Genomic DNA, 23,763 nt, shown 5'->3' on the forward strand with positions numbered 1-23,763 from the left:
CCCGAGCCCCCCGACCCGGTTCGCCGGGGGGCCTCCCGCGTGGGAGGCGAGTGCCCGGACTGAACCACGAAATAGGAATATTGTCAAGAAATTTCGGTGCTCGAGTGGCTCCGGGCCGAACATAGCCCTCTCCCGCGGAGGCTGCCGGATTCACACCTCTCGCGGGCGGCACGGGTCCCCACACCTTCCAGGAGAGGGACAGGGTGAGGTGTACGACCTTTCCGGAGAGACCTCTCACCTCACCCCAGCCCTCTCCCTTCAGGAGAGGGGGCCTGTTGCGCTTCACGCCGACGCACAGGATTCCTCGGCGAGCGGCCGAAATCGCCGGCTTCACCGTCGTGTGAATCCCGTAGCCCGCAGAGGGGGGAGGGTTTGTCAGGCCCCGACCAACATCGTTCCGTCGTGGCCGGCGATGCTGACGTCCCGAAGCTCTCCGGCCGGGGTGTCCGGCTCTAGCCGCACTTGGGTAAACCCCTCCGTCCGCCCCATGCCGCCGCGCTCGCTCAGCACCCGGTGGGTGCGCCCGACCTGCGCCGCGAGATGCGCCGCCAGGGCCGTTTCCCCGGCCGCGCGCAACCGCGCGGCGCGCGCGCGGACGACATCCCCCGGCACCGGCGGCATCCGCGCCGCCGGGGTCCCGGGGCGCGGCGAGTACGGGAAGACGTGAAGATGGGTCAGGCCGCATTCAGCCACGAGGTCGAGGGAGCGGACGAACTGCGCCTCCGTCTCGGTCGGGAACCCCGCGATGAGGTCGGCCCCGAACACCACCTCCGGCCGCAGGCGGCGTACCTCGGCGCAGAAGCGGATCGCGTCGGCGCGGGTGTGGCGGCGCTTCATCCGCTTGAGGACGAGGTCGTCGCCGGCCTGGAGCGAGAGGTGGAGATGCGGCATCAGCCGCGCCGCACCGGCGATGGCATCCATGAGGGCGTCGTCGGCCTCGATGGAATCGATGGAGGACAGGCGCAGGCGGGCGAGGTCGGGCACGCCGGACAGGATCGCCTGCGTCAGGCGTCCGAGGCTCGATGTGTCCGAAAGATCGCGGCCGTAGGCCGTGAGATCGACGCCCGTGAGCACCACTTCCCGCCCGCCATGGTCGACGATGCGGCGGACCTGATCGACCACGTCCGCCTGCGCGACGGAGCGCGAGTTGCCGCGCCCGAACGGGATGACGCAGAACGTGCAGCGGTGGTCGCAGCCGTTCTGCACGGGCACGAAGGCGCGGGTCTGCCCCGCGATGGCGGCGATCCGGGTGGGCGCGACCGTGCGCACGGCCATGATGTCGTCCACCGCATTGCGGTCGGGGGGGACGCGGGAAGGCGCCCAGGTCTCCATCCGGCCCTTCGCGTCGTTGCCGACGAGGCGGGCGACCTCCGGCATGGCGGCGTAGAGGGCGGTCTCCACCTGCGCGCCGCAGCCGGTGACGACGATGCGGGCCGCCGGCCGGTCGCGGGCGATCCGGCGGATGGCCTTGCGCGCCTGGCGCCCGGCCTCCTGCGTCACCGCGCAGGTGTTGACGATGACGAGGTCGTCCGCCGCATGGGGGCCGGCATGGCCGCGCATCACCTCCGCCTCGACGGTGTTGAGCCGGCAGCCGAAGGTGAGGGTCTCGACCGCCATTCTAGGCGGCCCCGGCGAACAGGGCGGGATCGAAGGTGCCGTCCCATTCCAGCGCCACGGGGCCGGTCATGAGCACGTGGTCGTCGGCGCGCCACTCGATGACGAGGTCGCCGCCGGGCAGGTGCACGGTGGCGCCCCGGCCGATCATGCGCAGGCGCGCGGCCGCCACCACGGTGGCGCAGGCGGCGGTGCCGCAGGCCAGGGTCAGGCCGGCGCCGCGCTCCCACACCCGCAGGACGATGGTGTCGGGGCCGGTCACCCGGGCGAGCGAGATGTTGGCGCGGTCGGGAAAGACGGGATGGTTCTCCAGCATCGGGCCGATGCGGGCGAGGTCGTAGGTCGCGGGGTCGCGGTCCACGAAGAAGATCGCGTGCGGGTTGCCCATGTTGACCACCGCCGGCGAGTGCAGCACCGGCGCGTCGATGGGGCCGACCTGGAGTTCGATGCGCCGCGTGTCCTGGAACGGTTCGGCGAGCGGGATCTCGTCCCACTTCAGCTTGGGCCGGCCCATGTCGACGGTGAAGGCGCGCTCGGCCATGCGCTTGACGCTCACGAGGCCGCCCCGCGTCTCCAGGGTGAGGCGCCCGCTCTCGGCCGGCCGCGCCATGGCGGGGTCGTCGAGCATGGCGTAGGCGACGCAGCGGGTGCCGTTGCCGCAGGCGCCCGCTTCCGATCCGTCGGTGTTGTAGATGCGCAGGGCCGCGTCGGTGCCGGGGGTGCGCGCGTCGTGGATCACCATGAGCTGGTCGAAGGCGGAGGCCGGGTGCCTCGCGATGGCCCGGACGTCGCCGGCCGCGACCGTGAGGTCCGACCCGCGCAGGTCCAGCACCACGATGGCGTTGCCGGCGCCGTTCATCTTCAGGAACCGTCGATGGGCGAGTGCGCTCATGTCTCTTCGGATGATTGTCTCGGTGGAAGGGCCCGGGCCCCGCATATAGGCGAAAGCCCGGGGCCGCGCACGCGGGGCCGCCGGGGGGCTGCGTTGCAGAAGCGCCGCGCCCGGTCACGTTCGTGCGCGCGGACACGCGATGCGCCTCGCGGGGGGCGGGCTTCGTCACTACGTTGGCGACCACTGCCCCCGGCTTCCCCGGGAGGCCGCCGATCCTCCGGAGCGCCGCCGTGATTCGCTTTCGCCTGACGCTCCTTGCCGGATGCCTCGCGGCCGGCCTCGCCCACGCTCAGGAAGCGGTGCCGCCGGCCGTCGCCACCCCCCTGCCCACCACCACGACGCCCGGCCCGGCCGGCCCGGGCACGCCCGACGTGCCTGTCCCCGCCCAGGCGGGCGCCGCCCCGGCCGCGCCCCCCACGGCCGCGCCGCGAAAGACCCTGGTGGAGACGCCCGGCGACGCCAACGACGTCGATGCGGTGTCCCTGCCGCCCAAACCCGCCGCGATCCTGTCGGGACGCGCCAAATGGGAGGAGGCGGTGCCGAGCCTGAAGGCCGCGTTCCAGCGCATCGAGGCGGATCTCGCCAAGGCCGGCATCACGCCCACGGGCCGGCCCATCGCGGTCTTCGCCAAGACGGACGACGACGGATTCCAGTACGAGGCGATGATCCCCATCGCGGCGATGCCAGACCCGAAGCCCGCCGAGGCCGACGGCCTGCGGTTCGGAACCACCCCGAGCGGCAAGGCCCTGCGCTTCCCGCACCGGGGTTCCTACGACGAGATCGACGGCACCTACGAGACCCTCACCGCCTACCTCGACGCCAAGGACGTGGTGGTGCAGGACCGCTTCATCGAGGAATACGTCACCGACCTCAACGACAAGGCCGACGAGAAGCTCGACGTGAACATCTACGCGCTGCCGAAGCCGTAGGATTTCGCCGGGGCCGGCGCCCCGCGCGGCGCCTCGGTCGCGCGGCCGCCGTCCAGGTGGATCACCCGATCGGCTGCGTCGAAGTAGCGGTCGTCGTGGCTGATCACCACCAGGGTGCGGCCCTGGCGCTTCAGGGCGGGCAGCAATTCGGCGTAGAACAGACGCCGGAAGGTCGGGTCCTGCTCGGCCGCCCACTCGTCGAGGACGAGGACCGGGCGTCCTTCGAGGGCGGCCTGGATCAGGGCGAGGCGCTTGCGCTGCCCCGCCGACAGGTCCGTGGTCGAGAAGGCGCCGTCGCGGATCGCGACCTTGCGGGCCAGATCGAGGGTCTCGAGAAGTGCTTGGCCCGCCTCCGGGCCGATGGCGGCGGGCATCACCAGATCGTCGAACAGGGTGTAGTCGAAGAACACCGCCGAGAAGTGCTGGCGGTAGGCGTCGCGGGTCTCCGCCGTCACCGGCACCCCATCGAGGCGGAGCGTGCCGGTCTGCGGCGGGTAGAGGCCGAGGATCAGCTTGATCAGGGTGGTCTTGCCCGAGCCGTTCTCGCCGACGATGAACAGGATCTCGCCCCGCCGGATGGTCAGGTCGAGGGGTCCGAGGGTGAAGGCCGGCCCGTCGTCCACAGATGGGAAGGTGTGGCTGACGCCCCGCAATTCGATGGTGTCGATGGCGTCCGCTACGGGCGGGACGGCCGGCGTGAGGAGATCGGGCTCGGCGGCGTCGCTGTCCGCCGAGAACGCGGCGATGCGTCCATAGGCGACCTCGGCGCGGCCGATCTCGGGCAGGCAGGCGAGGATATAGCTCACCGGCGTCTCCACGTAGAGCAGCACCAGCACGAAGCCCGACAGGACGGAACTGTCGATCCCGATGGCGGCCTTGTAGGCGATGATGGCCGCGATGGTGGCGAACAGGGCGAGCTTCTTCGTGAGGAAGGAGAACTCGAACAGCGTCTGCGTTGCCCAGGCGTTGCGCCGCAGATCCTCGATGCAGCCGGCCAGGGCCACGTTGCGCACGCGCAGGCGGCGCACCTTGTTGAGGCGCAACTCCCGGCACCCCTCCGTGAGGGTCTGATAGTGCTTCTGCTGGGTCTCCACGAGGGTCCGGCGCGTTCGGAAATGAACCATCGCCCGGCGGCGCAGGACGGCCTCGCCGTAGCTGCCGAGGCCGAAGCCGACGAGGGTGATCGCGAACAGGGTCGGTGAGAGATAGAGCAGGTAGGCGAGGCAGCCGGTCAGCACGCCGATCTGGATGATCAGGCCCGACAGGAGCCCGATGACCCGCGAGAGGGTGCCGGCGTCCTCGTTCAGGGAGGCGAGGAGGCGGTGGCGGCCGAGCCGTTCGATGCGGGAGAGCGGCGCGGTCAGGATCAGGTCCGCGAGATCCCGGTTCAAGGTCGCGTTGATGCGCCCGCCCGCCAGGCTGCTGCCGAGCCCGGAGACGAGGGACCCGCCGACGCCGAGGACGACGAGGCCGAGGAAGATCGCCAGAAAATTCTCCGGCAGGCCGCCCTCGGCGTGGATCGCCGTGTTGACCTGGGCCAGGACCGCCGCTGTCGCCAGCCCGCTCGCCGCGCCGATGACCGAGGAGACCGCGACGAGCGGCCAGAGGGGGCGCAGGAGCCGCACCGCATCCTGTCCGAGCCGCCCCAAACGTGCACGCGCCTCCGCCATCGACATCCTCTCGGACCAGCCGAGGCAGAGGTGCCCTGCCCACGCCTTGTTCGGCCTCTCGTCGATGCAGACCGGCGTGTGACCCCGGATCTACGGACCGCGGAAGCATCGGGCCGGGCTCATTGCATCCTGGCGTTGCGGTGACAAGGCGCCTGGGGCGATCGGGGAAGGAATACGTTACAGCAGGCCGAGTCGCGCGGGTGCCGGCCCGGCCGGGCCGCCCTCCAGGGCGAGCAGGAAACGCTTGGTCTCGACACCGCCGGCGAAGCCCGTCAGGGCCCCGCTGGCGCCGATCACCCGGTGGCAGGGCACCACGATGGGCAGCGGGTTGGCGCCGTTGGCCGCACCCACGGCGCGGCTCGCGCTCGGGCGCCCGATCCGGCGGGCGAGTTCGCCGTAGGAAATCGTCTCGCCCGGCGGGATTTCCGTGAGGGCCTGCCAGACCGTCAACTGGAACGGCGTTCCGCGCGGCGCCAGTGCGAGGTCGAACCGGGTCAGCCGACCGTCGAAATAGGCCGTGAGCTGCGCCCTCGCTTCGGCGAAGGCCGCGTCGTTCCGGTGCCAGTCCGCGCCCGGCGTCACGGCGCCCTTGCCGCTCGGAAAGCCGATGCAGGCCAACCCGTCATCGGTTCCCCCGAGGAGAAGCGGGCCGATGGGGCTGGCGAGCATCGTGTAGGCTGTCTGGCGCATGGCAGAGCCTACCATGCGCCGATCGGGACGCATCTCCGCGACCCACGAGACGGACGACGGCCCTACTCCGCCGCCTCGCCGTACGCCTCCACCGGTGGGCACGAGCACACGAGGTTGCGGTCGCCGTAGGCGTTGTCGACCCGGTTGATGGGCGGCCAGTACTTGTCCATCCCGAGGCTGCCGGTGGGAAAGCACGCGGCTTCGCGGGAATAGGGCCGCTCCCACGGGCCGATCAGGTCCCGCACCGTGTGGGGGGCGTGCTTGAGGGGGTTGTCGGCCCGGTCGATCCGGCCCTCCTCGATGGCGCGGATCTCCTCGCGGATCGCCAGCATGGCATCGCAGAAGCGGTCGATCTCGCCCTTGGTCTCGGATTCCGTGGGCTCGATCATCAGGGTGCCGGCCACGGGCCAGCTCATGGTCGGCGGGTGGAAGCCGCAATCGATGAGGCGCTTGGCGACGTCCTCGACGGTGACGCCGGCGCTCTTCTGGAACGGGCGCAAATCGATGATGCACTCGTGCGCCACGCGGCCGTGCGCGCCGGAATAGAGCACCGGGTAGGCGTCGCCGAGCCGGGCGGCGATGTAGTTCGCGTTGAGGATGGCGATGCGGGTGGCCTGCGTCAGGCCGCGCCCGCCCATGAGCAGGCAGTAGCTCCACGAGATCGGCAGGATCGAAGCCGAGCCGTAGGGGGCCGCCGACACCGCCCCCTCCCCGCCGGTCTCGGGATGTCCGGGCAGGAACGGCACGAGGTGCGCCTTGACGCCGATGGGGCCCATGCCGGGGCCGCCGCCGCCATGCGGGATACAGAAGGTCTTGTGCAGGTTGAGGTGGCTGACGTCGGCGCCGATGTCGCCGGGGCGCGCGAGGCCCACCATGGCGTTGAGGTTGGCCCCGTCGAGGTACACCTGGCCCCCGTGGAAATGCACGATGGCGCAGAGTTCGCGCACGCGCGCCTCGAACACCCCGTGGGTCGACGGATAGGTGATCATGCAGGCCGCGAGCTTGTCGGAGTGCAGCTCGGCCTTCTTCCGGAAATCCTCCACGTCGATGTTGCCCTTGGCGTCCGCGCCCACCACCACGACGCTCATGCCGCACATCTGCGCCGAGGCCGGGTTGGTGCCGTGGGCCGAGGACGGGATGAGGCACACGGTGCGGTGTCCGTCCCCCCGCGACAGGTGATAGGCGCGGATGGCGAGCAGCCCCGCATACTCGCCCTGCGCGCCGGAATTCGGCTGCATCGAGATCGCGTCGTAGCCGGTGATGGCGCAGAGTTTTTGCGAGAAGTCGGCCAGGAGTTCGTGATAGCCGGCGACCTGATCCGCCGGCACGAAGGGGTGGATCTCGGAAAACTCCGGCCAGGAGATCGGCAGCATCTCGGCGGTGGCGTTGAGCTTCATGGTGCAGGAGCCGAGCGGGATCATGGCCCGGTCGAGGGCGAGATCCCGGTCGCTGAGGCGGCGCATGTAGCGCGTCATCTCGCTCTCGGCCCGGTTCATGTGGAAGATCGGGTGGGTGAGGTATTGGGAGGTGCGGATCGACCCGTCCGGCAGGCGCGGGTCGGGCCAGGCCTCGTCGTAGGCGAGGTGGTCGCCGCCGAAGGCGCGCCACACGGCCTGGACGATGTCGGGGCGGGTCCGCTCGTCGACGGTGATGCCGATGCGGTCGGTGCCGACCTTGCGCAGGTTGATGCCGTTGGCCACCGCATTCGCCAGGATCAGGCCCTGGAACGCGCCGACCCGCACGGTGACCGTGTCGAAGAACGTCTCGGATTCCATCGCGAAGCCCAGGCTCTCCAGCCCCTGCGCCACCCGCACGGCGTCGCGGTGGACCCGGGCCGCGATGGCCTTCAGGCCGCGGGGGCCGTGGAACACGGCGTACATGCCGGCGATGACCGCGAGCAGCACCTGTGCGGTGCAGATGTTCGAGGTCGCCTTCTCGCGGCGGATGTGCTGCTCGCGGGTCTGGAGGGCGAGGCGATAGGCGCGGTTGCCGCGCGCATCCACCGAGACGCCGACGAGGCGTCCCGGCAGGGTGCGCTTGTGGGCGTCGCGGGTGGCGAGGTAGGCGGCGTGCGGGCCGCCATAGCCCATGGGCACGCCGTAGCGCTGCATCGAGCCCACCGCGATGTCGGCGCCCATCTCGCGGGGGGGCTTCAGGAGCGTGAGCGCCAGGGGGTCTGCGGCCATCACCGCCACGGCGCCGGCCGCGTGCAGGCGCGTGATGATCTCCGAAACGTCCTGGATGGCGCCGCAGACGCCGGGATACTGAAAGATCGCCCCGAACACCGCCGCCGAATCGAGGTCGGTCGCCGGATCGCCGACCATGATGCTCCAGCCCAGCGGCGCGGCGCGGGTCCTGAGCACCGCGATGGTCTGGGGCAGGCACTCGGCATCGACGAAGAACGCAGTCTGCCCGTTGGTGGCGATGCGGGCGGCCATGCCCATGGCCTCGGCCGCCGCCGTGGCCTCGTCGAGGAGCGAGGCGTTGGCGATGTCGAGGCCGGTGAGGTCGCAGACCAGGGTCTGGAAGTTCAGGAGCGCTTCGAGGCGGCCCTGGCTGATCTCCGGCTGGTAGGGCGAGTAGGCCGTGTACCAGGCCGGGTTCTCGAAGATGTTGCGCTGGATCACCGGCGGCATCGTCGTGCCGTGATAGCCCTGCCCGATGAGCGAGACGAGGAGCCGGTTCTTGTCGGCGATGCCGCGCATGTGCTCGAGCACCCGGCGCTCGGTCATCGACACCCCGAAATCGAGGCGCTCGGCCTGGCGGATGCTGGCCGGCAGGGTCTCGTCCACGAGAGCGTGCAGGGTCTCGGCCCCCACCACGGCGAGCATGGCCTCGATCTCGTGCGTCGTCGGGCCGATGTGGCGGCGATTGGCGAAATCGTAGGGGTCGTAGCGGTCGTTGTTCATGGCGGGACCTCGGAGGTTTGAAGGAGTGGCCGCTACTTCGGGAGGGCCGCGTAGGCGGCCTCGTCCATCAGATCGTCGAGGGCGGCGGGGTCGTCGAGGCGGATGCGGTAGAGCCAGCCGGCACCCTGCGGATCGCTGCCGACGCTCGACGGATCGGCGACCGCCGCCTCGTTGACCTCCGTGACCTCGCCCGAGACGGGCGCGTAGACGTCGGACGCCGCCTTGACGGATTCCACCACCGCCGCCGCCTCGCCCTTCACCAGGCGGGCGCCGACCTTCGGCAGTTCGATGAACACAAGGTCGCCGAGCTGCTCGGCCGCATGGGTGGTGATGCCCACCGTGGCGACATCGCCCTCGCGGGCCAGCCATTCGTGCTCGTCGGTGAATCGCAGCATGGGTCACTCCTGGGGACAGGTCGGGAAGTCGGGGCTCGGGACGAGTCTGGGGTTCAGGCGCGGGGGGTCAGGCGCGCTTGAAGCCGGCCGGAACGAAGGGCAGGCCGTTCACCACCATGGGCAGACGCCGGCCGCGCACCTCGGCGAAGACGCGGGTGCCGGGCCGGGTCAGCGCGTCCGGCAGGTAGCCCATGGCGACGGGGGCCTGCAGGCTCGGCCCGAAGCCACCGGAGGTGACGTGCCCGATGGCGTCGCCCGCCACCTCTCCGGCGAACAGGGGAGCGCCGGCCCGCACGGGCGCGGCGCCCTCGGTGCGCAGGCCGACGCGCTTGCGCGACGGACCGTCGGCGAGGGCCGCGAGGATGCGCGCCGCACCGGGAAAGCTCCCCTCCCGCGCGCCGCCCCTCCGGCGCACGGCGGGGATCGCCCAACCGAGGCCGGCCTCGACGGGGTCGGTGCCGGCGTCGATGTCCGCCCCGTGCAGGCACAGACCGGCTTCGAGGCGCAGGGAATCGCGGGCGCCGAGCCCGATGGGCCGGACGGTCCCGTCGGCGAGCAGGGTCTCGGCGAGGGCCTCGGCCCGGTCCTCGGGCACGGAGAGTTCGAACCCGTCCTCGCCGGTGTAGCCCGAGCGGGTGACGAGGGCGGACGTACCGGCGAGATCGACGGCCCGGACATCCATGAACCGCAGGGCCGCGACCTCGGGGGCGAGGCGTGCCAGGGCGGCCTCCGCCCCCGGTCCCTGCAGGGCGAGGAGGGCGCGGGGCAGCACCGCGATCTCGCAGATGCCGGTGAGATGGGCGCGCAGATACGCCTCGTCGGCGACCTTGTTCGCCGCGTTCACGACGAGGAGGAGGCTGTCACCGCACTGGGCGACCATCAGGTCGTCGCGAATGCCGCCGGATTCGTCGAGCAGGAGGCCGTAGCGCTGGCGGCCGGGACGCAGCCCGAGCACGTCGATGGGCAGCAGGGCTTCGAGGGCGCGGGCCACATCCGTGAGACTGCCCGAACGGGGGATGAGCTGGATCTGCCCCATATGCGACACGTCGAACAGCCCGGCGTGGGCGCGCGTGTGCAGGTGTTCCTTGAGGAGGCCGTCCGGGTACTGCACCGGCATGGCATAGCCGGCGAACGGCACCATCCGGGCGCCGTGGCGCAGATGCAGGGCGTGAAGCGGCGTGCGAAGGGCGTCGAACGGCATCGGGATTCCCACGACAGAACGGTTCCGGACCCTCGGTCGAGTGGTCCGGTTGCCCCCATCTGTCGCGGTTACCTGAGAGCTTCTCCCGTGCGCGGACGGCGCGACGCGGGATTTCTCCTTCGGTGGACGCCGTCAGGCGCCTCTCTCCAGATTGTCGAAACGATACGGTGATTGTGCCTGAGAGTTTCCGGGGGTGGTTGCTCCGTCGGCGCCATGATCGAAATGCTTCGCACACGAAGTGCTTCGACCTGGGCTCTCCCGTATCGCCATTGCTGACGAGGGCAAGGTTACATGCCGTGCCGGGCCGCGCAAGCCGGGGCCTGACAAACCCGGAGCTTTCGTCACAGCCTGGAACCGGTCCGAATCCTCGGCGATTCCCGCTTCATGACCATCGCATCCGGACACGACCTCGCCGGCCCCCGCCCCTCGCGACGCCGCTCCACGGACCTCCCGGCCGATCCGGGCCTGGGCGAGAAGGCCTTGGAGATCCACCGGCGCCTGTGCCCAGTCTACGCGTGCCCGATCCCCTACTTCCACAGCCTCGACCCGCTGAGCGAGCTCGTCTCGTCACTCCTGTCGCATCGGACCCGGAACGCCGATTCGGGCCGGGCCTTCAAGGCGCTGCGGGCGCGCTACCCCGACTGGGCCGCGATGCTGGCGGCCCCCGTGTCCGAGATCGAGGCGACCATCGCCGGCGTGACCTGGCCCGAACTCAAGGCTCCGCGCATCCAGGCCATCCTGCGCGCCGTACAGGAGCGGCACGGTGCCCTGTCCCTCGACTTCCTGGCGGAGATGGGTGTCGACGCGGCGCGCGCTTGGCTCGAAGCGATTCCTGGAATCGGCCCGAAGACCAGTGCCGCCGTGCTGTCGTTCAGCGTCCTGCGGATGCCGGCGCTCCCGGTGGACAGCCACCATCACCGCGTCGCCCAGCGCACGGGCCTGATCGGCGCGGCGATCGATGTCGGCCCGTCGCACCCGATCCTGCGGGCGCAGCTGCCGGCCGATTGGAGCGCCCAGGACCTCTACGACAACCACGAGATCCTGATGCTGCACGGTCAGGCGGTCTGCCACCACCGGAGTCCGGCCTGCGGGCGTTGCGTCCTCCTCGATCTCTGCCCCACGGGGCAGGCACGGCAGGGCAAGACGACGGCCGCTTGACCGGCCCCGACGCGGCGTTCAGAAACCGCCCCTTGGCGTCCTCGCACGACGGCGCCCTTCCGACAGGACGGCACGTGAAGGACCCCGCGCGATGACCGCGTTCAAGGAGCTTGTGTTCTCGGGCGTCCAGCCCACGGGGAACCTGCATCTCGGCAACTATCTCGGCGCCATCAAGCGCTTCGTGGAGATGCAGGCGCGCGACGCGCAGTGCCTCTACTGCGTCGTCGACATGCACGCGATCACCCTGTGGCAGGACCCGGCCGCCCTGAAGGGGCAGATCCGCGAGGTCACCGCAGCGTTCCTCGCCGCCGGCATCGACCCGAAGCGGAGCATCGTCTTCAACCAGTCGCAGGTGCCCCAGCACGCCGAGCTCGCGTGGATCTTCAACTGCGTCGCGCGGCTCGGCTGGCTCAACCGCATGACCCAGTTCAAGGACAAGGCCGGCAAGGACCGCGAGAACGCGTCGATCGGGCTCTACGCCTACCCGGTGCTCATGGCCGCCGACATCCTGGCCTACCGCGCCACCCACGTGCCCGTGGGCGAGGACCAGAAGCAGCACCTCGAACTCACCCGCGACATCGCGCAGAAGTTCAACAACGACTTTTCGGAGTCGATCTCGGCCCATGGCCACGATGAGGGCGAAGGCTTCTTTCCCGTCACCGAGCCGCTCATCGGCGGGCCGGCCGCCCGCGTCATGAGCCTGCGCGACGGAACGAAGAAGATGTCGAAGTCGGACGCCTCCGACAATTCGCGCATCAACCTCACGGACGACGCCGATTCCATCGCCGCCAAGGTGCGCAAGGCGAAGACCGACCCGGACGCCCTCCCCTCCGAAGTGGCGGGGCTCGCCGGGCGGCCCGAGGCCGACAACCTCGTGGGCATCTTCGCCGCCCTCAAGGACGTGTCGCGGGAGGATGTGCTGCGCGATTACGGCGGCGCCCAGTTCTCCCAGTTCAAGGGCGCGCTGGTCGAACTCGCGGTGGAGACCCTGGCGCCGCTGGGGTCCGAGATGAAGCGTCTGGTCTCCGATCCGGCCGAGATCGACGCGGTCCTGGCCGACGGGGCCGAGCGCGCCGAGGCCATCGCGGCCCCGACCCTCGACGCGGTGAAGGACATCGTCGGCTTCGTCCGCCGCGGCCCGCGCCTGCGGATGGTCTGACGCCGCCGCTCTGCCGCAGCGTGGCAGGGCGGCGGGTTGGACACGATGCGACGCGCGGCGCTTACTCCGGCTCCGACGGCGGCTTGTTGACGGCGATGCACATCTTCACCGCCTCTTCGAGCTTGATGTCGCGCGGGTTGCCGATGTTCGCCGTCTCCTCCAGGCACTTGATGAAGTAGTTGCGATCGAGATCCGGCGAAAGGCTCGTGAACGCCTTGCCCATGCGGGTGGCGAAATCGATTTTCTCGTCCGTCGTCGCGCGCGGCCAGCGGGCGACCTTGTCGTCCATGGTCAACTTCGCCGCCTGTGCACCGGTGGCCATGCACAGGGTGAAACATAAGAGTATCTTGATAGACGCGCGCATGACGGAACCTGTGTTGCGATCGGTTACAGGCATGATGGTAGCGCGAGGGACGTCCGAGAAAAGAAAAAGGCGGCCCGAAAGGCCGCCTTTTCTCGGTTCGTCAGCTTAGAAAGCTCTCAAGCCAACCCGAAGGCCGGCGACTTACGCCGCGTCGACGACCTGGGCCGGACCGGAATCCTTGCCGCGGGCTTCGACGTCGCGATCAACGAACTCGATGACGGCGAGCGGAGCGTTGTCGCCGTAGCGGAAGCCGGCCTTCATGATGCGGCAGTAGCCGCCCGGACGGGCGTTGTAGCGCGGGCCGATGACGGCGAAGAGCTTGCGGACCATGTCGTGGTCGCGGATCTGCGACATGGCGAGGCGGCGCGCGTGCAGCGAGTCGGTCTTACCGAGCGTTATCAGCTTCTCGATGACCGGACGCAGATCCTTCGCCTTAGGCAAAGTGGTGATGATCTGCTCGTGCTTGATCAGCGCGGCGGACATGTTGGCGAACATCGCCTTGCGGTGCTCGGTGGTGCGGTTGAAGCGACGACCGCGAAATCCATGACGCATGATGGCTGGTCCTTATGTGATGGCCGCCGTGCCACGGTACGGCCAAGCGCCCCATGAGCGGGGCTGTTCATTCCGCATGACCCCGCGGCGGGATTCTTTTGGGAGTTCGCGTCTCCGCGAACCCCCGATGGATTGGCCAAACAACCGGCGCCGAGACGCGCCAGAAAGTCCCGGCCGGGGCGGCTCGCCCTAATAGTGCTCTTCGAAGCGCTTGGCGAGATCTTCGATGTTTTCCGGCGGCCAGCCGGGGATGTCCATGCCGAGGTGGAGGCCCATGGCTGCGAGCACTTCCTTGATCTCGTTGAGCGACTTGCGGCCGAAGTTCGGGGTGCGCAGCATCTCGCCCTCCGACTTCTGGATCAGGTCGCCGATGTAGACGATGTTGTCGTTCTTCAGGCAGTTCGCCGAACGGACCGACAGCTCGAGCTCGTCGACCTTCTTGAGCAGGGCCGGGTTGAAGGGGAGCTGCGGCGCGAGCGGCTGCGCCTCTTCCTTGCGGGGCTCCTCGAAGTTCACGAACACCTGGAGCTGGTCCTGGATGATGCGTGCGGCGTAGGCCAGCGCGTCCTCGGGCGTCACCGCGCCGTTGGTCTCGATGGTCATCGTCAGCTTGTCCTTGTCGAGATCCTGGCCCTCGCGGGTGGTCTCGATGCGGTAGCTGACCTTGGTCACGGGCGAGAACAGGGCGTCCACGGGGATCAGCCCGATGGGTGCGTCCTCGGGACGGTTGCGCTCGGCCGGGACGTAGCCCTTGCCGGTGGCGACGGTGAACTCCATCCGGATCTCGGCGCCGTCGTCGAGGGTGCAGATGACGAGGTCGGGGTTGAGGATCTGGACGTCGCCGACCGTGCCGATGTCGCCGGCGGTGACGAGGCCGGGGCCGGTCTTGCGCAGCGTCAGGCGCTTGGGCGCCTCGGTCTGCGAGCGGATGGCGATGGTCTTGATGTTGAGGACGATGTCGGTGACATCCTCGCGCACGCCGGGGATCGACGAGAACTCATGCAGCACGCCGTCGATCTGCACCGAGGTCACGGCCGCGCCCTGAAGCGAGGACAGCAGCACGCGGCGGAGCGAGTTGCCCAGCGTCGTGCCGAAACCACGCTCGAGCGGCTCGGCCACGACGGTGGCGACCCGCTTGGGGTCGTGACCGGTCGAGACCTGGAGCTTGTTCGGCTTGATGAGCTCTTGCCAGTTCTTCTGAATGACCACGATGCTACCTCTCGCGACGATCGGCGCGGCCCACACGGGCGGTCCACGCTCGGGTTTCGATGCTGCGCCTCAGCGCCGAAACCCCTTGAAAAGGATGGCGCTCGCCGCTTTCGCAGCGAACGGATTCAGTGTGCCGCGACCCAGAGTTCGGGGACGAAGCTGTAAGCGGCCCCGTCCCGGGCGACGTAGCCCAGGGCCGGGAATTCGAGATGGGCGCCGGCGATGAAGGTCCGATCGGTGGCGACCTCGTCGAGGATGCGGCGGCGCACCTGGCGCGCTGCGTCCGCGTCGACGTCGAACACCATCCCGGCGTCCGGACGCTTGAACTGGATCGCCGGCAGGTGGACGATGTCGGCCCACATCAGGAGTGCGTGGTCGCCCGACACGATCCGATAGCCGGAATGACCCGGCGTGTGACCGGGCAACGGGACCATGGTGATCCCGGGCGCGACCTCGCCCCCGGTCACGGTCCGCAGCCGACCCGCGTAAGGGGATGTCGCCTTGGCGGCGTTCTCGAAATAGGGCTTGGCCCCTTCCGGCGCACGGGACAGGGCACCCTCGTCGAGCCAGTGCGCCGACTCGTCGGCGTGCACGACGAGTTCTGCATTGACGAACGTCGCCGAGCCATCGGCGGTGACGAGACCGCCGGCATGGTCGGGGTGCAGGTGGGTGAGCAGCACCGTGCCGACATCCTCGGCCCGGACACCCGCGGCGGCCAGGGCCGCCGGGACACGCCCGAGGGTATCGCCCCCGAATCGACCCATGCCCGTATCGATGAGGATCGGCGCCCGGCCCGGCCCGGTGATGAGAAACGCGTTGAGGGTGATGCGAGGATCGCGCGCGCGAAAGCCGGCCGCCTGAAGCGAGCCGGCCTCATCCGTATCGATTCCCATGACGAGGTCGAGCGACCCGGGAAGGTAGCCGTCATTCAGAACCGTGACCGTGAGATCACCCAAGGTCCACCGCAGCACACCGGGAAGCGGACTTGAACCGTTCGACACGCACGTCTCCGTCACACACCTAAAATGCCGGCCGGGGCGGAGTCCTTTCGGACCGGCCCGGCCGGTTTTCGTCAGTCTTAGACGCGCCGACGCTTGCGGGGGCGGCAGCCGTTGTGCGGGATCGACGTGACGTCGCGGATGGAGGTCACGGTGAAGCCGGCGGCCTGAAGCGCGCGCAGGGCGGATTCACGGCCGGAGCCGGGACCGGAAACCTCGACTTCGAGGGTGCGCATGCCGTGTTCGGCGGCCTTGCGGGCCGCGTCCTCGGCGGCGACCTGGGCCGCGTACGGGGTCGACTTGCGCGAGCCCTTGAAGCCCATGGCGCCAGCGGACGACCACGAGATGGTGTTGCCCTGGGCGTCGGTGATGGTGATCATCGTGTTGTTGAACGACGCGTTCACATGCGCGACGCCCGAGACGATGTTCTTGCGTTCGCGGCGACGAACGCGGGTTGTTTCCTTGGCCATCTTGGTTCTCGTCCTTCAAACGCGCCCGTCATACCAGGCGCTCGGGATTCTCTGGGAGGTGGCGGCGCGGGCGTGGAAGACCGTACCGACACACCGGGCCTCCGTGAGGGGTACCCGGATCGACGTTCGGGAGGCCGAGCGAACCACGGCCTCCCGAAATGCGAATGCTTACTTCTTCTTGCCGGCGATGGGCTTGGACTTGCCCTTGCGGGTGCGGGCGTTGGTGTGCGTGCGCTGGCCGCGGACGGGCAGGTTGCGGCGGTGGCGCAGGCCACGGTAGCAGCCCAGATCCATCAGGCGCTTGATGTTCATCGAGACTTCGCGGCGCAGGTCGCCCTCGACGAGATAATCGCGATCGATGGTCTCGCGGATCGACAGAACCTCGGCGTCGGTGAGCTGGTTCACACGGCGCTCGGCCGGGATGCCGACCTTCTCCGTGATCTCTTCCGCCTTCTTCGAACCGATGCCGTGGATGTACTGAAGCGCGATGACGACGCGCTTGTTGGTCGGGATGTTAACGCCAGCGATACGAGCCAAGGTCTTCTCCATCTGGGCAGCGGACCCAATCGGTCCGGCCCGGGTTATCGTGATACGCGTCCGGTGGAGACCGGCCCCTGCGTACCGTCCAGAACGACAAAGCGGCCCGCGGCAACCTCTGGCGAGGCGGCCCGGACCCAATCCGTGTGAACGAAGACCGGCCCACTAGCGCGGGCCGGTCCCCCTGTCAACTCGATGGTAACAAATCCAGCCGCTCAGGACGCCGTCGTTTCGACTCAGGACGCCGTCGTTTCGACATGGCGCTCCAGGGTCGCCATGAGATCCCCGGTGACCTCGTCGACCGGTTTCATGCCGTCGAGGGTCTCCAGCATACCGAGGCTGGCGTAATAGGCGGAGAGCGGCGCGGTGAGCTCGCGATAGGCTTCGAAGCGCGTCTTGAACACCTCGGGCGTGTCGTCCTTGCGTACGGGTTCGCCGCGGGCGGCGGTCTCGGAGGCGCGCTTGGCGATGCGTCCGATCAAGGCGTCCTCGTCCACGGCGAACTCGACCACGGTGTCGAGGGCGAGGTTCTTCTTCTCGAGCATCCGGTCGAGGGCGGCGGCCTGCGCGACCGTCCGGGGGAAACCGTCGAGGATGAAGCCGTTGCGCGCGTCCGCTTCCTCGATCCGGTCGGCGACGATACCGACGACGACGGCGTCGGGAACGAGCCCGCCGCTTTCCATGATCGCCTTGGCCTCGAGGCCCACGGGCGTACCGGCGGCCACCGCCGCCCGCAGCATATCCCCGGTGGACAGCTGCGGAATGCCGAACCGCTCGACGATGCGCGCCGACTGCGTTCCTTTACCAGCTCCCGGCGGTCCGAGCAGAATGATCCGCATGGCGTCGTTTCCTCAGGTCCGTTCTTCTTGAAGGGCGGCGCCCTCGAAAAGGGAACGCCGTCGCTGATAGGCTCGCCCGATGGGTGCTCAGCGGCGCCGCGTGGCGCCCCGCAGCTTGGCCTTCTTGACGAGGCCTTCGTACTGGTGGGCCATCAGGTGACCGTGGATCTGCGCCACCGTATCCATCGTCACCGAGACGACGATGAGGAGCGACGTGCCGCCGAACCCGATGCTGGCCGAAGAGTACGACGCCAGGATTTCGGGCACCAGACAGACGAAGGTCAAATACAGGGCGCCGATGAGGGTGATGCGCGTGAGGACCTTGTCGATGAAGGCCGCGGTACGCTCGCCCGGCCGGATTCCGGGAATGAAGCCGCCGTGCTTCTTCAGGTTGTCCGCCGTCTCCTCGGGGTTGAACACCACCGCGGTATAGAAGAACGCGAAGAAGATGATCAGGGCGGCGTACAGCACCATGTAGAGCGGCCGGCCATGGCCGATATAGGTCGTGATCGTCGCCAGGATGCCGGTGCCGCCGTTGTTCGCCGAGAAGCTCGCCACGGTGGCGGGCAGCAGCAGGAGCGACGAGGCGAAGATCGGCGGAATCACGCCGGCGGTGTTGAGCTTCAGCGGCAGGAACGAGGTCTGGCCCTCGTACATCTTATTGCCGACCTGGCGCTTGGGGTAGTTGATCAGGAGCCGACGCTGGGCGCGCTCCATGAACACGATGAAGTAGACCAGGGCGATGGCGGCGACGCCCATGCCCAGGATGACGGCGGAGGAGAGCGCCCCGGTGCGGCTCAGCTCCAGCGCACCCACGATGGCGACCGGCAGGTGGGCGACGATGCCGGCGAAAATGATGAGCGACGAGCCGTTGCCGATGCCGCGCGAGGTGATCTGCTCGCCGATCCACATGAGGAACAACGTGCCGCCCGTCAGGGTGATGACCGTGGACAGGATGAAGAACGGCCCCGGCTCGATGGCCGCGCTCGAACTCTGGAGGCCGAAGGCGATGCCCCAGCTCTGGACCAGTGCCAGCACCACCGTGAGGTAGCGGGTGTACTGATTGATGACCTTGCGGCCGGACTCACCTTCCTTCTTCAGCGCCTCCAGGGTCGGAACGACCGAGGTCAGCAGCTGAATGATGATGGAGGCCGAGATGTACGGCATGATGTTGAGGGCGAAGATCGCCATGCGCTCGACGGCACCGCCGGAGAACATGTTGAACAGCCCGAGCACGCCGCCCGCCTGCTGCTGGAAGTTCCGGGCGAACTGCTCGGGATCGATACCGGGAATCGGAATGTAGGTGCCGAGCCGGAAGACGATCAGCGCACCCAGGGTGAACCAGATCCGCTTCTTGAGCTCGTCGGCCTTGGCGATGGCCCCGAAATTGAGGTTCGCGGCAAGCTGCTCGGCGGCTGAGGCCATGGCACCGGTTCCTGAGTCACGATTCGCACGGGAGCGAACAGCTCCCCGATAAACTGAAACGGCGGCCACGCGCGAGGTCGCACGGGCCGCCGCTCAGAGGTTCGACTTAAAGTCGGTCTCGAGTCTACGCAACCACGCGGGCGGGCTTGCCACGAGTGGACACGCCGTCGCCGAAGGTCACGGTGACGGTTCCGCCGTTCTTTTCGACGGCCTCGATGGCCGACTTCGACGCGCGGGTCACCTCGAAGGAGACCTTCGTGGTCAGCTCGCCGACGCCGAGGAGCTTGACGCCGTCACGGGCACGGGCGCACACGCCCGCGGCGATCAGGGTCTCGACGGTGACGACCGCACCGGCTTCGAGACGACCGGCATCCAACGCCTGCTGGACGCGGCCGAGGTTCACCTCGTTCAGGTCCGTCGAGTACAGGTTGTTGAAGCCGCGCTTGGGCAAGCGACGATGCAGCGGCATCTGACCGCCCTCGAAGCCCTTGATGGACACGCCGGTACGGGCCTTCTGGCCCTTCACGCCGCGTCCAGCGGTCTTGCCCTTGCCGGAGCCAATGCCCCGGCCGACGCGCATCCGGTTCTTGGTTGCGCCGGGATTGTCGTGGAGTTCATTCAGTTTCATGATGCCCTCCCTCAGGCCGCGTCGCCAAGGACACGCACGAGGTGCTGCACCTTGCGGATCATGCCGCGCACGGAGGGGGTATCCTCCAGCTCGGAGACCCGGTGCAGCTTGTTGAGCTTGAGGCCGATCAGCGTCGCGCGCTGGTCGCCCTCACGGCGGATCGGCGAGCCGATCTGCTCGATACGGACGGTCTTCTGTGCCATCTGACCCTCCCTCAAGCCACTGCGGCTTCGGACAAGTCGGACGGATCGGCGTCACGACGGCGGGCCTGGAGCGCCGACACCTTGAGACCGCGACGGGCCGCGACGGAGCGCGGGCTGTCCTCGTTTTTCAGGGCGTCGAAGGTGGCGCGCACGAGGTTGTAGGGGTTCGAGGAGCCGAGGCTCTTGGCCACCACGTCCTGCATGCCCAGCGTCTCGAAGACGGCGCGCATTGGGCCGCCGGCGATGATGCCGGTACCCTGGGGAGCGGCGCGCAGGATGACCTTGCCGGCACCGTGACGTCCCTGGACGTCGTGGTGCAGGGTGCGGCCCTCACGCAGGGCCACGCGGACGAGGCCGCGCTTGGCGGCTTCCGTCGCCTTGCGGATCGCCTCGGGGACTTCGCGGGCCTTGCCGTGGCCGAAGCCGACGCGGCCCTTCTGATCGCCGACGACGACGAGGGCAGCGAAGCCGAAGCGACGTCCGCCCTTCACGACCTTGGCGACGCGGTTGATGTGGACGAGCTTGTCCACGAACTCGCTGTCGCGCTCCTCGCGCTCATCGCGGCGGCCGCGGCCCCCGCCTTCACGTTCACGTGCCATTCTTACACTTCCATCTCACTGGCGCGGGTGGCGGACCCGCTCGCTTGAATCGTCAGGACGGGGAACGGCCGAAACCGCTCCCCTCCGCCAATCTTAGAACTCGAGACCGCCTTCGCGGGCGGCGTCGGCGAGCGCCTTGACGCGCCCGTGATAGAGGTAGCCCGAGCGATCGAAGATCACCTGGGTGACGCCGGCTGCCTTGGCGCGCTCGGCGACGAGCTTGCCCACCGCTTGGGCGGCAGAGACATCGGCACCGGTCTTCAGACCGGTCCGCAGATCCTTGTCGAGGCTGGACGCCGCCGCGAGGGTCTTGCCCGCGGCGTCGTCGATGACCTGGACGTAGATCTGCTTGGAGGAACGGAACACCGAGAGCCGGGGCCGTCCGTTGGCCGCCGCCCGCAGCGCGCGGCGCACACGCGCCTTGCGGCGGTCGAGTGCATCGATTTTGCGTGACATGTTGGCCGGCCCTTACTTCTTCTTGCCTTCCTTGCGGAAGATGAACTCACCCGCGTACTTCACGCCCTTGCCCTTGTAGGGCTCGGGACTGCGATAGTCGCGGATCTCGGCTGCCACCTGGCCGACCACCTGCCGGTCGATGCCGGAGATGACGATTTCGGTGGGCTTCGGCACCGCGATCGTGATCCCGACAGGAATCTCGTACTCGATGTCGTGGCTGTAGCCGAGCGAGAGCTTGAGTGCCTTGCCGGCCATCGCGGCGCGGTAACCCACGCCGGTGATCTCGAGCTTCTTCTCGAAGCCCTTGGAGACGCCCTCGACGAGGTTCGCCACCTGAGCACGGGAGGTGCCCCACAGCGAGCGGGCCTCCTTGGTCTGGTTCCGGGGCTGCACCGAGACGGCGCCGTCCTCGAACTTCACGTCGACCACGTTGGGAACGACGTACTGGAGCTCGCCCTTGGAGCCCTTCATCTTAACCGTCTGACCGGTCACCGTGGCCGTCACACCGGACGGGACGGGAACGGGCTTCTTGCCTACGCGAGACATCGCCTTATTCCTCCAAGTCCAGGATCAGAACACCTTGCAGAGCACTTCGCCGCCGACGTTGCGCTCGCGCGCCTCGTGGTCGGCCATGACGCCCTGCGGGGTGGACACGATGGTGACGCCGAGACCGTCGGCGACACGCGGAAGCTCGCCGACCGACGAGTAGACGCGGCGGCCCGGCTTCGACACGCGCTGGATCGAGCGGATGACGGGCTGGCCGTCGTAGTACTTCAGCTCGATGGCGAACTCGGTGCGGCCGTTGCCGTAATCCGTGGTCGCGTAGTCACGGATGTAGCCCTCGGACTTGAGGACGTCGAGCACGCTGGCACGCAGGCGCGAACCGGGCGTCTGGACGACGTTGCGGCGGCGCTGCTGACCGTTGCGGATGCGGGTGAGCATATCACCCACGGGATCGTTGACCATGGTGGTTGCTCCTTACCAGCTCGACTTGACGAGACCGGGGATCAGACCCTGGTTGCCGAGTTCGCGCAGCGCGATGCGCGAGATGCCCATCTTGCGATAGAAGGCGCGCGGACGGCCGGTGATGCCGCAACGGTTGCGGACGCGGGTGGGCGACGAATTGCGGGGCAGTTCCGCGAGCTTGAGGCGCGCCTCGAAGCGCTCCTCCATTTCGAGGGACTGATCGTTCGCCGTCGCCAGCAGGGCTTTGCGCTTGGGAGCATAGAGCTTGACCAGCGCTTCGCGGTGCTTGTTCTTCTCGATGGAGCTTTTCTTTGCCATTTCTCTCTCCGGTGTCCGCGTATGAGACCTAAGCAGGCCTCACTGCCGGAACGGGAATCGGAACTGCGTGAGGAGCGCACGCGCCTCAGCATCGGTGCGGGCCGTCGTCTGGATGACGATGTCCATGCCCCAGGTGGCCTCGGCCTTGTCGTACGAGATCTCCGGGAACACGAGGTGCTCCTTGAGGCCGAGCGCGTAGTTGCCGTTGCCGTCGAACGAGCGGGGGTTCAGGCCGCGGAAGTCACGCACGCGGGGAAGCGCGATGGTGACGAGGCGGTCCATGAACTCGTACATGCGCTGGCGGCGCAGGGTGACCTTGCAGCCGATGGGCATGCCTTCGCGGACCTTGAAGGTCGCGATGGCCTTGCGGGCCTTGGTGATGACCGGCTTCTGACCGGCGATGAGGGCCAGATCGCCGGCGGCGACGGAGGCCTTCTTCGAATCGGCGGTGGACTCGCCGACACCCATGTTGATGACGATCTTGGAGATCGTCGGCACCTGCATCGGGTTGGCGTAGCCGAACTCTTCGATCAGCTTCTGACGAACGACTTCGTCGTAATGCTTGCGAAGGCGCGGGACGTACCCGTCAATGTTCTTCTCAGCCATCGATCTGGTCCCCCGTGGTCTTGGCGAAGCGAACCTTGCGGCCGTCTTCGAGGATGCGGAAACCCACGCGAGTCGGCTTGCCGTTCGCGTCCTGCAACGCGAGATTCGAGAGCTGGATCGCAGCTTCCTTGGAGACGATGCCGCCTTCCTGGTTCTGCGTCTGCTTCTGATGCTTCTTGACCAGGTTGATGCCACGCACGAAGGCGCGGTCTTCCTTGGGAAGCACCTGGGTGACCTCGCCGGAGCGACCCTTGTCGCGACCGGTGAGAACGACGACCGTGTCGCCCTTCTTGACCTTAGCGGCCATTACAGCACCTCCGGCGCGAGCGAGATGATCTTCATGTGGTTGCGGGCGCGAAGCTCGCGCGGCACCGGTCCGAAGATGCGGGTGCCGATCGGCTCCTTCTGATTGTTGATCAGAACGGCGGCGTTCTTGTCGAAGCGGATCACCGAACCGTCGGGACGCTTCACTTCCTTCGCGGTGCGCACGACGACGGCCTTCATGACGTCGCCCTTCTTCACGCGACCCCGAGGAATCGCTTCCTTGACCGAGACCACGATGATGTCGCCGACACCGGCGTATTTACGCTTCGACCCGCCCAGAACCTTGATGCACATCACACGGCGTGCACCCGAGTTGTCGGCGACGTCCAGATTCGTCTGCATCTGGATCACGGGCAGTGACCTTTCTTTGTTTCAGGCGGGTTTCCGCACGCGGACGGTATTGTCCGGCGGACGACGCCTGAGGGGGATCTGATGTCCCCGGCTCATATGACGAACCGCGCTATCGGTGCTTTCACACCGGCGCGGTCACCGCGTTCGAAAGGTGCAAGCACCCCTCTCAACTGTCGCGAAGGCATGCCCAATACATCAGCCGGCTTGCCAGTGCAAGGCCCGTCGCAGGAACCGCCCGGGAAACCGTCCCGCCGGCGATCCACGATGCCGTGGCCGGAACCCGGACGCCCAGGAACCCGAA

General features: G+C 68.4%; 28 protein-coding genes and 1 riboswitch. Of the genes, 3 read left to right on the forward strand and 25 right to left on the reverse strand.

Annotated features, from left to right (window positions below):
* Positions 1-375: 375 nt before the first annotated feature.
* Both mtaB and dapF read right to left on the reverse strand, forming a co-directional pair.
* Positions 376-1,617, reverse strand: coding sequence for a tRNA (N(6)-L-threonylcarbamoyladenosine(37)-C(2))-methylthiotransferase MtaB (gene mtaB, locus ASF22_RS14235; RefSeq protein ID WP_056265524.1), 1,242 nt, complete (start codon positions 1,615-1,617; stop codon positions 376-378).
* Between the two features lies 1 nt (position 1,618).
* Entirely contained in the window at positions 1,619-2,506 is an 888-nt protein-coding gene (dapF, locus tag ASF22_RS14240; RefSeq protein WP_056171304.1) for a diaminopimelate epimerase, read from the reverse strand.
* A gap of 230 nt (positions 2,507-2,736) precedes the next feature.
* On the opposite strand from dapF, the gene ASF22_RS14245 reads away from it, so the two are divergent.
* A complete protein-coding gene (locus ASF22_RS14245) occupies positions 2,737-3,435 on the forward strand; it encodes a GyrI-like domain-containing protein (protein WP_056171306.1) in 699 nt (232 codons plus the stop codon).
* Here the strand turns inward: ASF22_RS14245 and ASF22_RS14250 are convergent.
* From ASF22_RS14250 to gcvT, 5 genes are all read right to left on the reverse strand, one after another.
* Positions 3,414-5,105 carry a cyclic peptide export ABC transporter gene (locus ASF22_RS14250; RefSeq protein ID WP_056265545.1) on the reverse strand — a complete coding sequence of 564 codons (1,692 nt, stop codon included), beginning with the start codon at positions 5,103-5,105 and terminating at the stop codon, positions 3,414-3,416. The genes ASF22_RS14245 and ASF22_RS14250 overlap by 22 nt on opposite strands.
* Before the next feature lie 177 nt (positions 5,106-5,282).
* A complete protein-coding gene (locus ASF22_RS14255; protein WP_244473766.1) occupies positions 5,283-5,810 on the reverse strand; it encodes a methylated-DNA--[protein]-cysteine S-methyltransferase in 528 nt (175 codons plus the stop codon).
* Positions 5,811-5,857: 47 nt separating this feature from the next.
* Positions 5,858-8,704, reverse strand: coding sequence for an aminomethyl-transferring glycine dehydrogenase (gcvP, locus tag ASF22_RS14260; RefSeq protein WP_056265526.1), 2,847 nt, complete (start codon positions 8,702-8,704; stop codon positions 5,858-5,860).
* Positions 8,705-8,736: 32 nt separating this feature from the next.
* Positions 8,737-9,099 (reverse strand): glycine cleavage system protein GcvH, encoded by a 363-nt coding sequence (gcvH, locus tag ASF22_RS14265; protein ID WP_056265530.1) that lies wholly within the window; start codon positions 9,097-9,099, stop codon positions 8,737-8,739.
* A 67-nt stretch (positions 9,100-9,166) separates the two neighbouring features.
* Positions 9,167-10,300, reverse strand: coding sequence for a glycine cleavage system aminomethyltransferase GcvT (gcvT, locus tag ASF22_RS14270; RefSeq protein WP_056265533.1), 1,134 nt, complete (start codon positions 10,298-10,300; stop codon positions 9,167-9,169).
* Positions 10,301-10,349: 49 nt separating this feature from the next.
* Positions 10,350-10,460, reverse strand: a riboswitch (glycine riboswitch).
* 224 nt (positions 10,461-10,684) lie between these two features.
* On the opposite strand from gcvT, the gene ASF22_RS14275 reads away from it, so the two are divergent.
* A complete protein-coding gene (locus tag ASF22_RS14275) occupies positions 10,685-11,458 on the forward strand; it encodes a Fe-S cluster assembly protein HesB (protein ID WP_056265535.1) in 774 nt (257 codons plus the stop codon).
* A 91-nt stretch (positions 11,459-11,549) separates the two neighbouring features.
* The gene (gene trpS, locus ASF22_RS14280) at positions 11,550-12,617 is read left to right on the forward strand and encodes a tryptophan--tRNA ligase (protein ID WP_056265538.1); all 1,068 of its coding nucleotides are present in this window, start codon (positions 11,550-11,552) and stop codon (positions 12,615-12,617) included.
* Between the two features lie 61 nt (positions 12,618-12,678).
* Here the strand turns inward: trpS and ASF22_RS14285 are convergent, their stop codons facing one another.
* The 18 genes from ASF22_RS14285 to rplN form a co-directional block, all read right to left on the reverse strand.
* The gene (locus ASF22_RS14285) at positions 12,679-12,981 is read right to left on the reverse strand and encodes a hypothetical protein (RefSeq protein ID WP_244474295.1); all 303 of its coding nucleotides are present in this window, start codon (positions 12,979-12,981) and stop codon (positions 12,679-12,681) included.
* Positions 12,982-13,122: 141 nt separating this feature from the next.
* On the reverse strand, positions 13,123-13,533 hold the full coding sequence (gene rplQ / locus ASF22_RS14290) for a 50S ribosomal protein L17 (protein ID WP_056091639.1): 411 nt from the start codon (positions 13,531-13,533) through the stop codon (positions 13,123-13,125).
* Positions 13,534-13,722: 189 nt separating this feature from the next.
* On the reverse strand, positions 13,723-14,742 hold the full coding sequence (locus ASF22_RS14295; RefSeq protein ID WP_056171359.1) for a DNA-directed RNA polymerase subunit alpha: 1,020 nt from the start codon (positions 14,740-14,742) through the stop codon (positions 13,723-13,725).
* 125 nt (positions 14,743-14,867) lie between these two features.
* Positions 14,868-15,743: an MBL fold metallo-hydrolase gene (locus ASF22_RS14300; protein ID WP_056265550.1), complete on the reverse strand. Its 876-nt coding sequence runs from the start codon at positions 15,741-15,743 to the stop codon at positions 14,868-14,870.
* Positions 15,744-15,820: 77 nt separating this feature from the next.
* Positions 15,821-16,210 (reverse strand): 30S ribosomal protein S11, encoded by a 390-nt coding sequence (gene rpsK, locus ASF22_RS14305; protein WP_056171326.1) that lies wholly within the window; start codon positions 16,208-16,210, stop codon positions 15,821-15,823.
* A 168-nt stretch (positions 16,211-16,378) separates the two neighbouring features.
* Positions 16,379-16,747 (reverse strand): 30S ribosomal protein S13, encoded by a 369-nt coding sequence (rpsM, locus tag ASF22_RS14310; RefSeq protein WP_056171364.1) that lies wholly within the window; start codon positions 16,745-16,747, stop codon positions 16,379-16,381.
* A 236-nt stretch (positions 16,748-16,983) separates the two neighbouring features.
* Positions 16,984-17,586, reverse strand: a complete 603-nt coding sequence (locus ASF22_RS14315; RefSeq protein WP_056171329.1) for an adenylate kinase — start codon at positions 17,584-17,586, stop codon at positions 16,984-16,986.
* 87 nt (positions 17,587-17,673) lie between these two features.
* Positions 17,674-19,011, reverse strand: a complete 1,338-nt coding sequence (secY, locus tag ASF22_RS14320) for a preprotein translocase subunit SecY (RefSeq protein ID WP_056265540.1) — start codon at positions 19,009-19,011, stop codon at positions 17,674-17,676.
* A 124-nt stretch (positions 19,012-19,135) separates the two neighbouring features.
* Complete coding sequence (gene rplO / locus ASF22_RS14325) at positions 19,136-19,639, reverse strand: 50S ribosomal protein L15 (RefSeq protein WP_056171333.1); 504 nt, start codon at positions 19,637-19,639, stop codon at positions 19,136-19,138.
* A gap of 11 nt (positions 19,640-19,650) precedes the next feature.
* Positions 19,651-19,842: a 50S ribosomal protein L30 gene (gene rpmD / locus ASF22_RS14330; RefSeq protein WP_056091618.1), complete on the reverse strand. Its 192-nt coding sequence runs from the start codon at positions 19,840-19,842 to the stop codon at positions 19,651-19,653.
* A gap of 11 nt (positions 19,843-19,853) precedes the next feature.
* Positions 19,854-20,441, reverse strand: a complete 588-nt coding sequence (gene rpsE, locus ASF22_RS14335) for a 30S ribosomal protein S5 (protein ID WP_056171334.1) — start codon at positions 20,439-20,441, stop codon at positions 19,854-19,856.
* 93 nt (positions 20,442-20,534) lie between these two features.
* Positions 20,535-20,897 carry a 50S ribosomal protein L18 gene (gene rplR, locus ASF22_RS14340; RefSeq protein WP_056171336.1) on the reverse strand — a complete coding sequence of 121 codons (363 nt, stop codon included), beginning with the start codon at positions 20,895-20,897 and terminating at the stop codon, positions 20,535-20,537.
* A 12-nt stretch (positions 20,898-20,909) separates the two neighbouring features.
* A complete protein-coding gene (gene rplF / locus ASF22_RS14345) occupies positions 20,910-21,443 on the reverse strand; it encodes a 50S ribosomal protein L6 (protein ID WP_056171338.1) in 534 nt (177 codons plus the stop codon).
* Between the two features lie 24 nt (positions 21,444-21,467).
* Positions 21,468-21,863, reverse strand: a complete 396-nt coding sequence (rpsH, locus tag ASF22_RS14350; RefSeq protein ID WP_055881679.1) for a 30S ribosomal protein S8 — start codon at positions 21,861-21,863, stop codon at positions 21,468-21,470.
* Between the two features lie 12 nt (positions 21,864-21,875).
* Positions 21,876-22,181: a 30S ribosomal protein S14 gene (gene rpsN / locus ASF22_RS14355; RefSeq protein WP_056171340.1), complete on the reverse strand. Its 306-nt coding sequence runs from the start codon at positions 22,179-22,181 to the stop codon at positions 21,876-21,878.
* Positions 22,182-22,220: 39 nt separating this feature from the next.
* Complete coding sequence (gene rplE, locus ASF22_RS14360) at positions 22,221-22,787, reverse strand: 50S ribosomal protein L5 (protein ID WP_056171342.1); 567 nt, start codon at positions 22,785-22,787, stop codon at positions 22,221-22,223.
* The gene (rplX, locus tag ASF22_RS14365) at positions 22,780-23,094 is read right to left on the reverse strand and encodes a 50S ribosomal protein L24 (protein WP_056091601.1); all 315 of its coding nucleotides are present in this window, start codon (positions 23,092-23,094) and stop codon (positions 22,780-22,782) included. Before rplX ends, rplE begins: the two co-directional genes overlap by 8 nt.
* Entirely contained in the window at positions 23,094-23,462 is a 369-nt protein-coding gene (gene rplN / locus ASF22_RS14370; RefSeq protein WP_055949294.1) for a 50S ribosomal protein L14, read from the reverse strand. Before rplN ends, rplX begins: the two co-directional genes overlap by 1 nt.
* Positions 23,463-23,763 lie beyond the last annotated feature (301 nt).

Origin of the sequence: Methylobacterium sp. Leaf87, from assembly GCF_001422775.1 — a bacterium.
In the GTDB taxonomy this organism is placed as follows: Bacteria; Pseudomonadota; Alphaproteobacteria; order Rhizobiales; family Beijerinckiaceae; genus Methylobacterium.

Coding starts and splice junctions, on each gene's coding strand:
- rplQ (WP_056091639.1), bottom strand. CDS start 13,533: ATGCGTCATGGATTTCGCGGTCGTCGCTTCAACCGCACCACCGAGCAC.
- ASF22_RS14315 (WP_056171329.1), bottom strand. CDS start 17,586: ATGCGGATCATTCTGCTCGGACCGCCGGGAGCTGGTAAAGGAACGCAG.
- secY (WP_056265540.1), bottom strand. CDS start 19,011: ATGGCCTCAGCCGCCGAGCAGCTTGCCGCGAACCTCAATTTCGGGGCC.
- rplX (WP_056091601.1), bottom strand. CDS start 23,094: ATGGCCGCTAAGGTCAAGAAGGGCGACACGGTCGTCGTTCTCACCGGT.
- rpsE (WP_056171334.1), bottom strand. CDS start 20,441: ATGGCACGTGAACGTGAAGGCGGGGGCCGCGGCCGCCGCGATGAGCGC.
- gcvH (WP_056265530.1), bottom strand. CDS start 9,099: ATGCTGCGATTCACCGACGAGCACGAATGGCTGGCCCGCGAGGGCGAT.
- rplR (WP_056171336.1), bottom strand. CDS start 20,897: ATGTCACGCAAAATCGATGCACTCGACCGCCGCAAGGCGCGTGTGCGC.
- rpmD (WP_056091618.1), bottom strand. CDS start 19,842: ATGGCACAGAAGACCGTCCGTATCGAGCAGATCGGCTCGCCGATCCGC.
- gcvP (WP_056265526.1), bottom strand. CDS start 8,704: ATGAACAACGACCGCTACGACCCCTACGATTTCGCCAATCGCCGCCAC.
- ASF22_RS14285 (WP_244474295.1), bottom strand. CDS start 12,981: ATGCGCGCGTCTATCAAGATACTCTTATGTTTCACCCTGTGCATGGCC.
- rpsK (WP_056171326.1), bottom strand. CDS start 16,210: ATGGCCAAGGAAACAACCCGCGTTCGTCGCCGCGAACGCAAGAACATC.
- ASF22_RS14250 (WP_056265545.1), bottom strand. CDS start 5,105: ATGGCGGAGGCGCGTGCACGTTTGGGGCGGCTCGGACAGGATGCGGTG.
- rplE (WP_056171342.1), bottom strand. CDS start 22,787: ATGGCTGAGAAGAACATTGACGGGTACGTCCCGCGCCTTCGCAAGCAT.
- gcvT (WP_056265533.1), bottom strand. CDS start 10,300: ATGCCGTTCGACGCCCTTCGCACGCCGCTTCACGCCCTGCATCTGCGC.
- rplF (WP_056171338.1), bottom strand. CDS start 21,443: ATGTCTCGCGTAGGCAAGAAGCCCGTTCCCGTCCCGTCCGGTGTGACG.
- rpsN (WP_056171340.1), bottom strand. CDS start 22,181: ATGGCAAAGAAAAGCTCCATCGAGAAGAACAAGCACCGCGAAGCGCTG.
- dapF (WP_056171304.1), bottom strand. CDS start 2,506: ATGAGCGCACTCGCCCATCGACGGTTCCTGAAGATGAACGGCGCCGGC.
- mtaB (WP_056265524.1), bottom strand. CDS start 1,617: ATGGCGGTCGAGACCCTCACCTTCGGCTGCCGGCTCAACACCGTCGAG.
- rplO (WP_056171333.1), bottom strand. CDS start 19,639: ATGAAACTGAATGAACTCCACGACAATCCCGGCGCAACCAAGAACCGG.
- trpS (WP_056265538.1), top strand. CDS start 11,550: ATGACCGCGTTCAAGGAGCTTGTGTTCTCGGGCGTCCAGCCCACGGGG.
- rpsH (WP_055881679.1), bottom strand. CDS start 21,863: ATGGTCAACGATCCCGTGGGTGATATGCTCACCCGCATCCGCAACGGT.
- ASF22_RS14255 (WP_244473766.1), bottom strand. CDS start 5,810: ATGGTAGGCTCTGCCATGCGCCAGACAGCCTACACGATGCTCGCCAGC.
- ASF22_RS14275 (WP_056265535.1), top strand. CDS start 10,685: ATGACCATCGCATCCGGACACGACCTCGCCGGCCCCCGCCCCTCGCGA.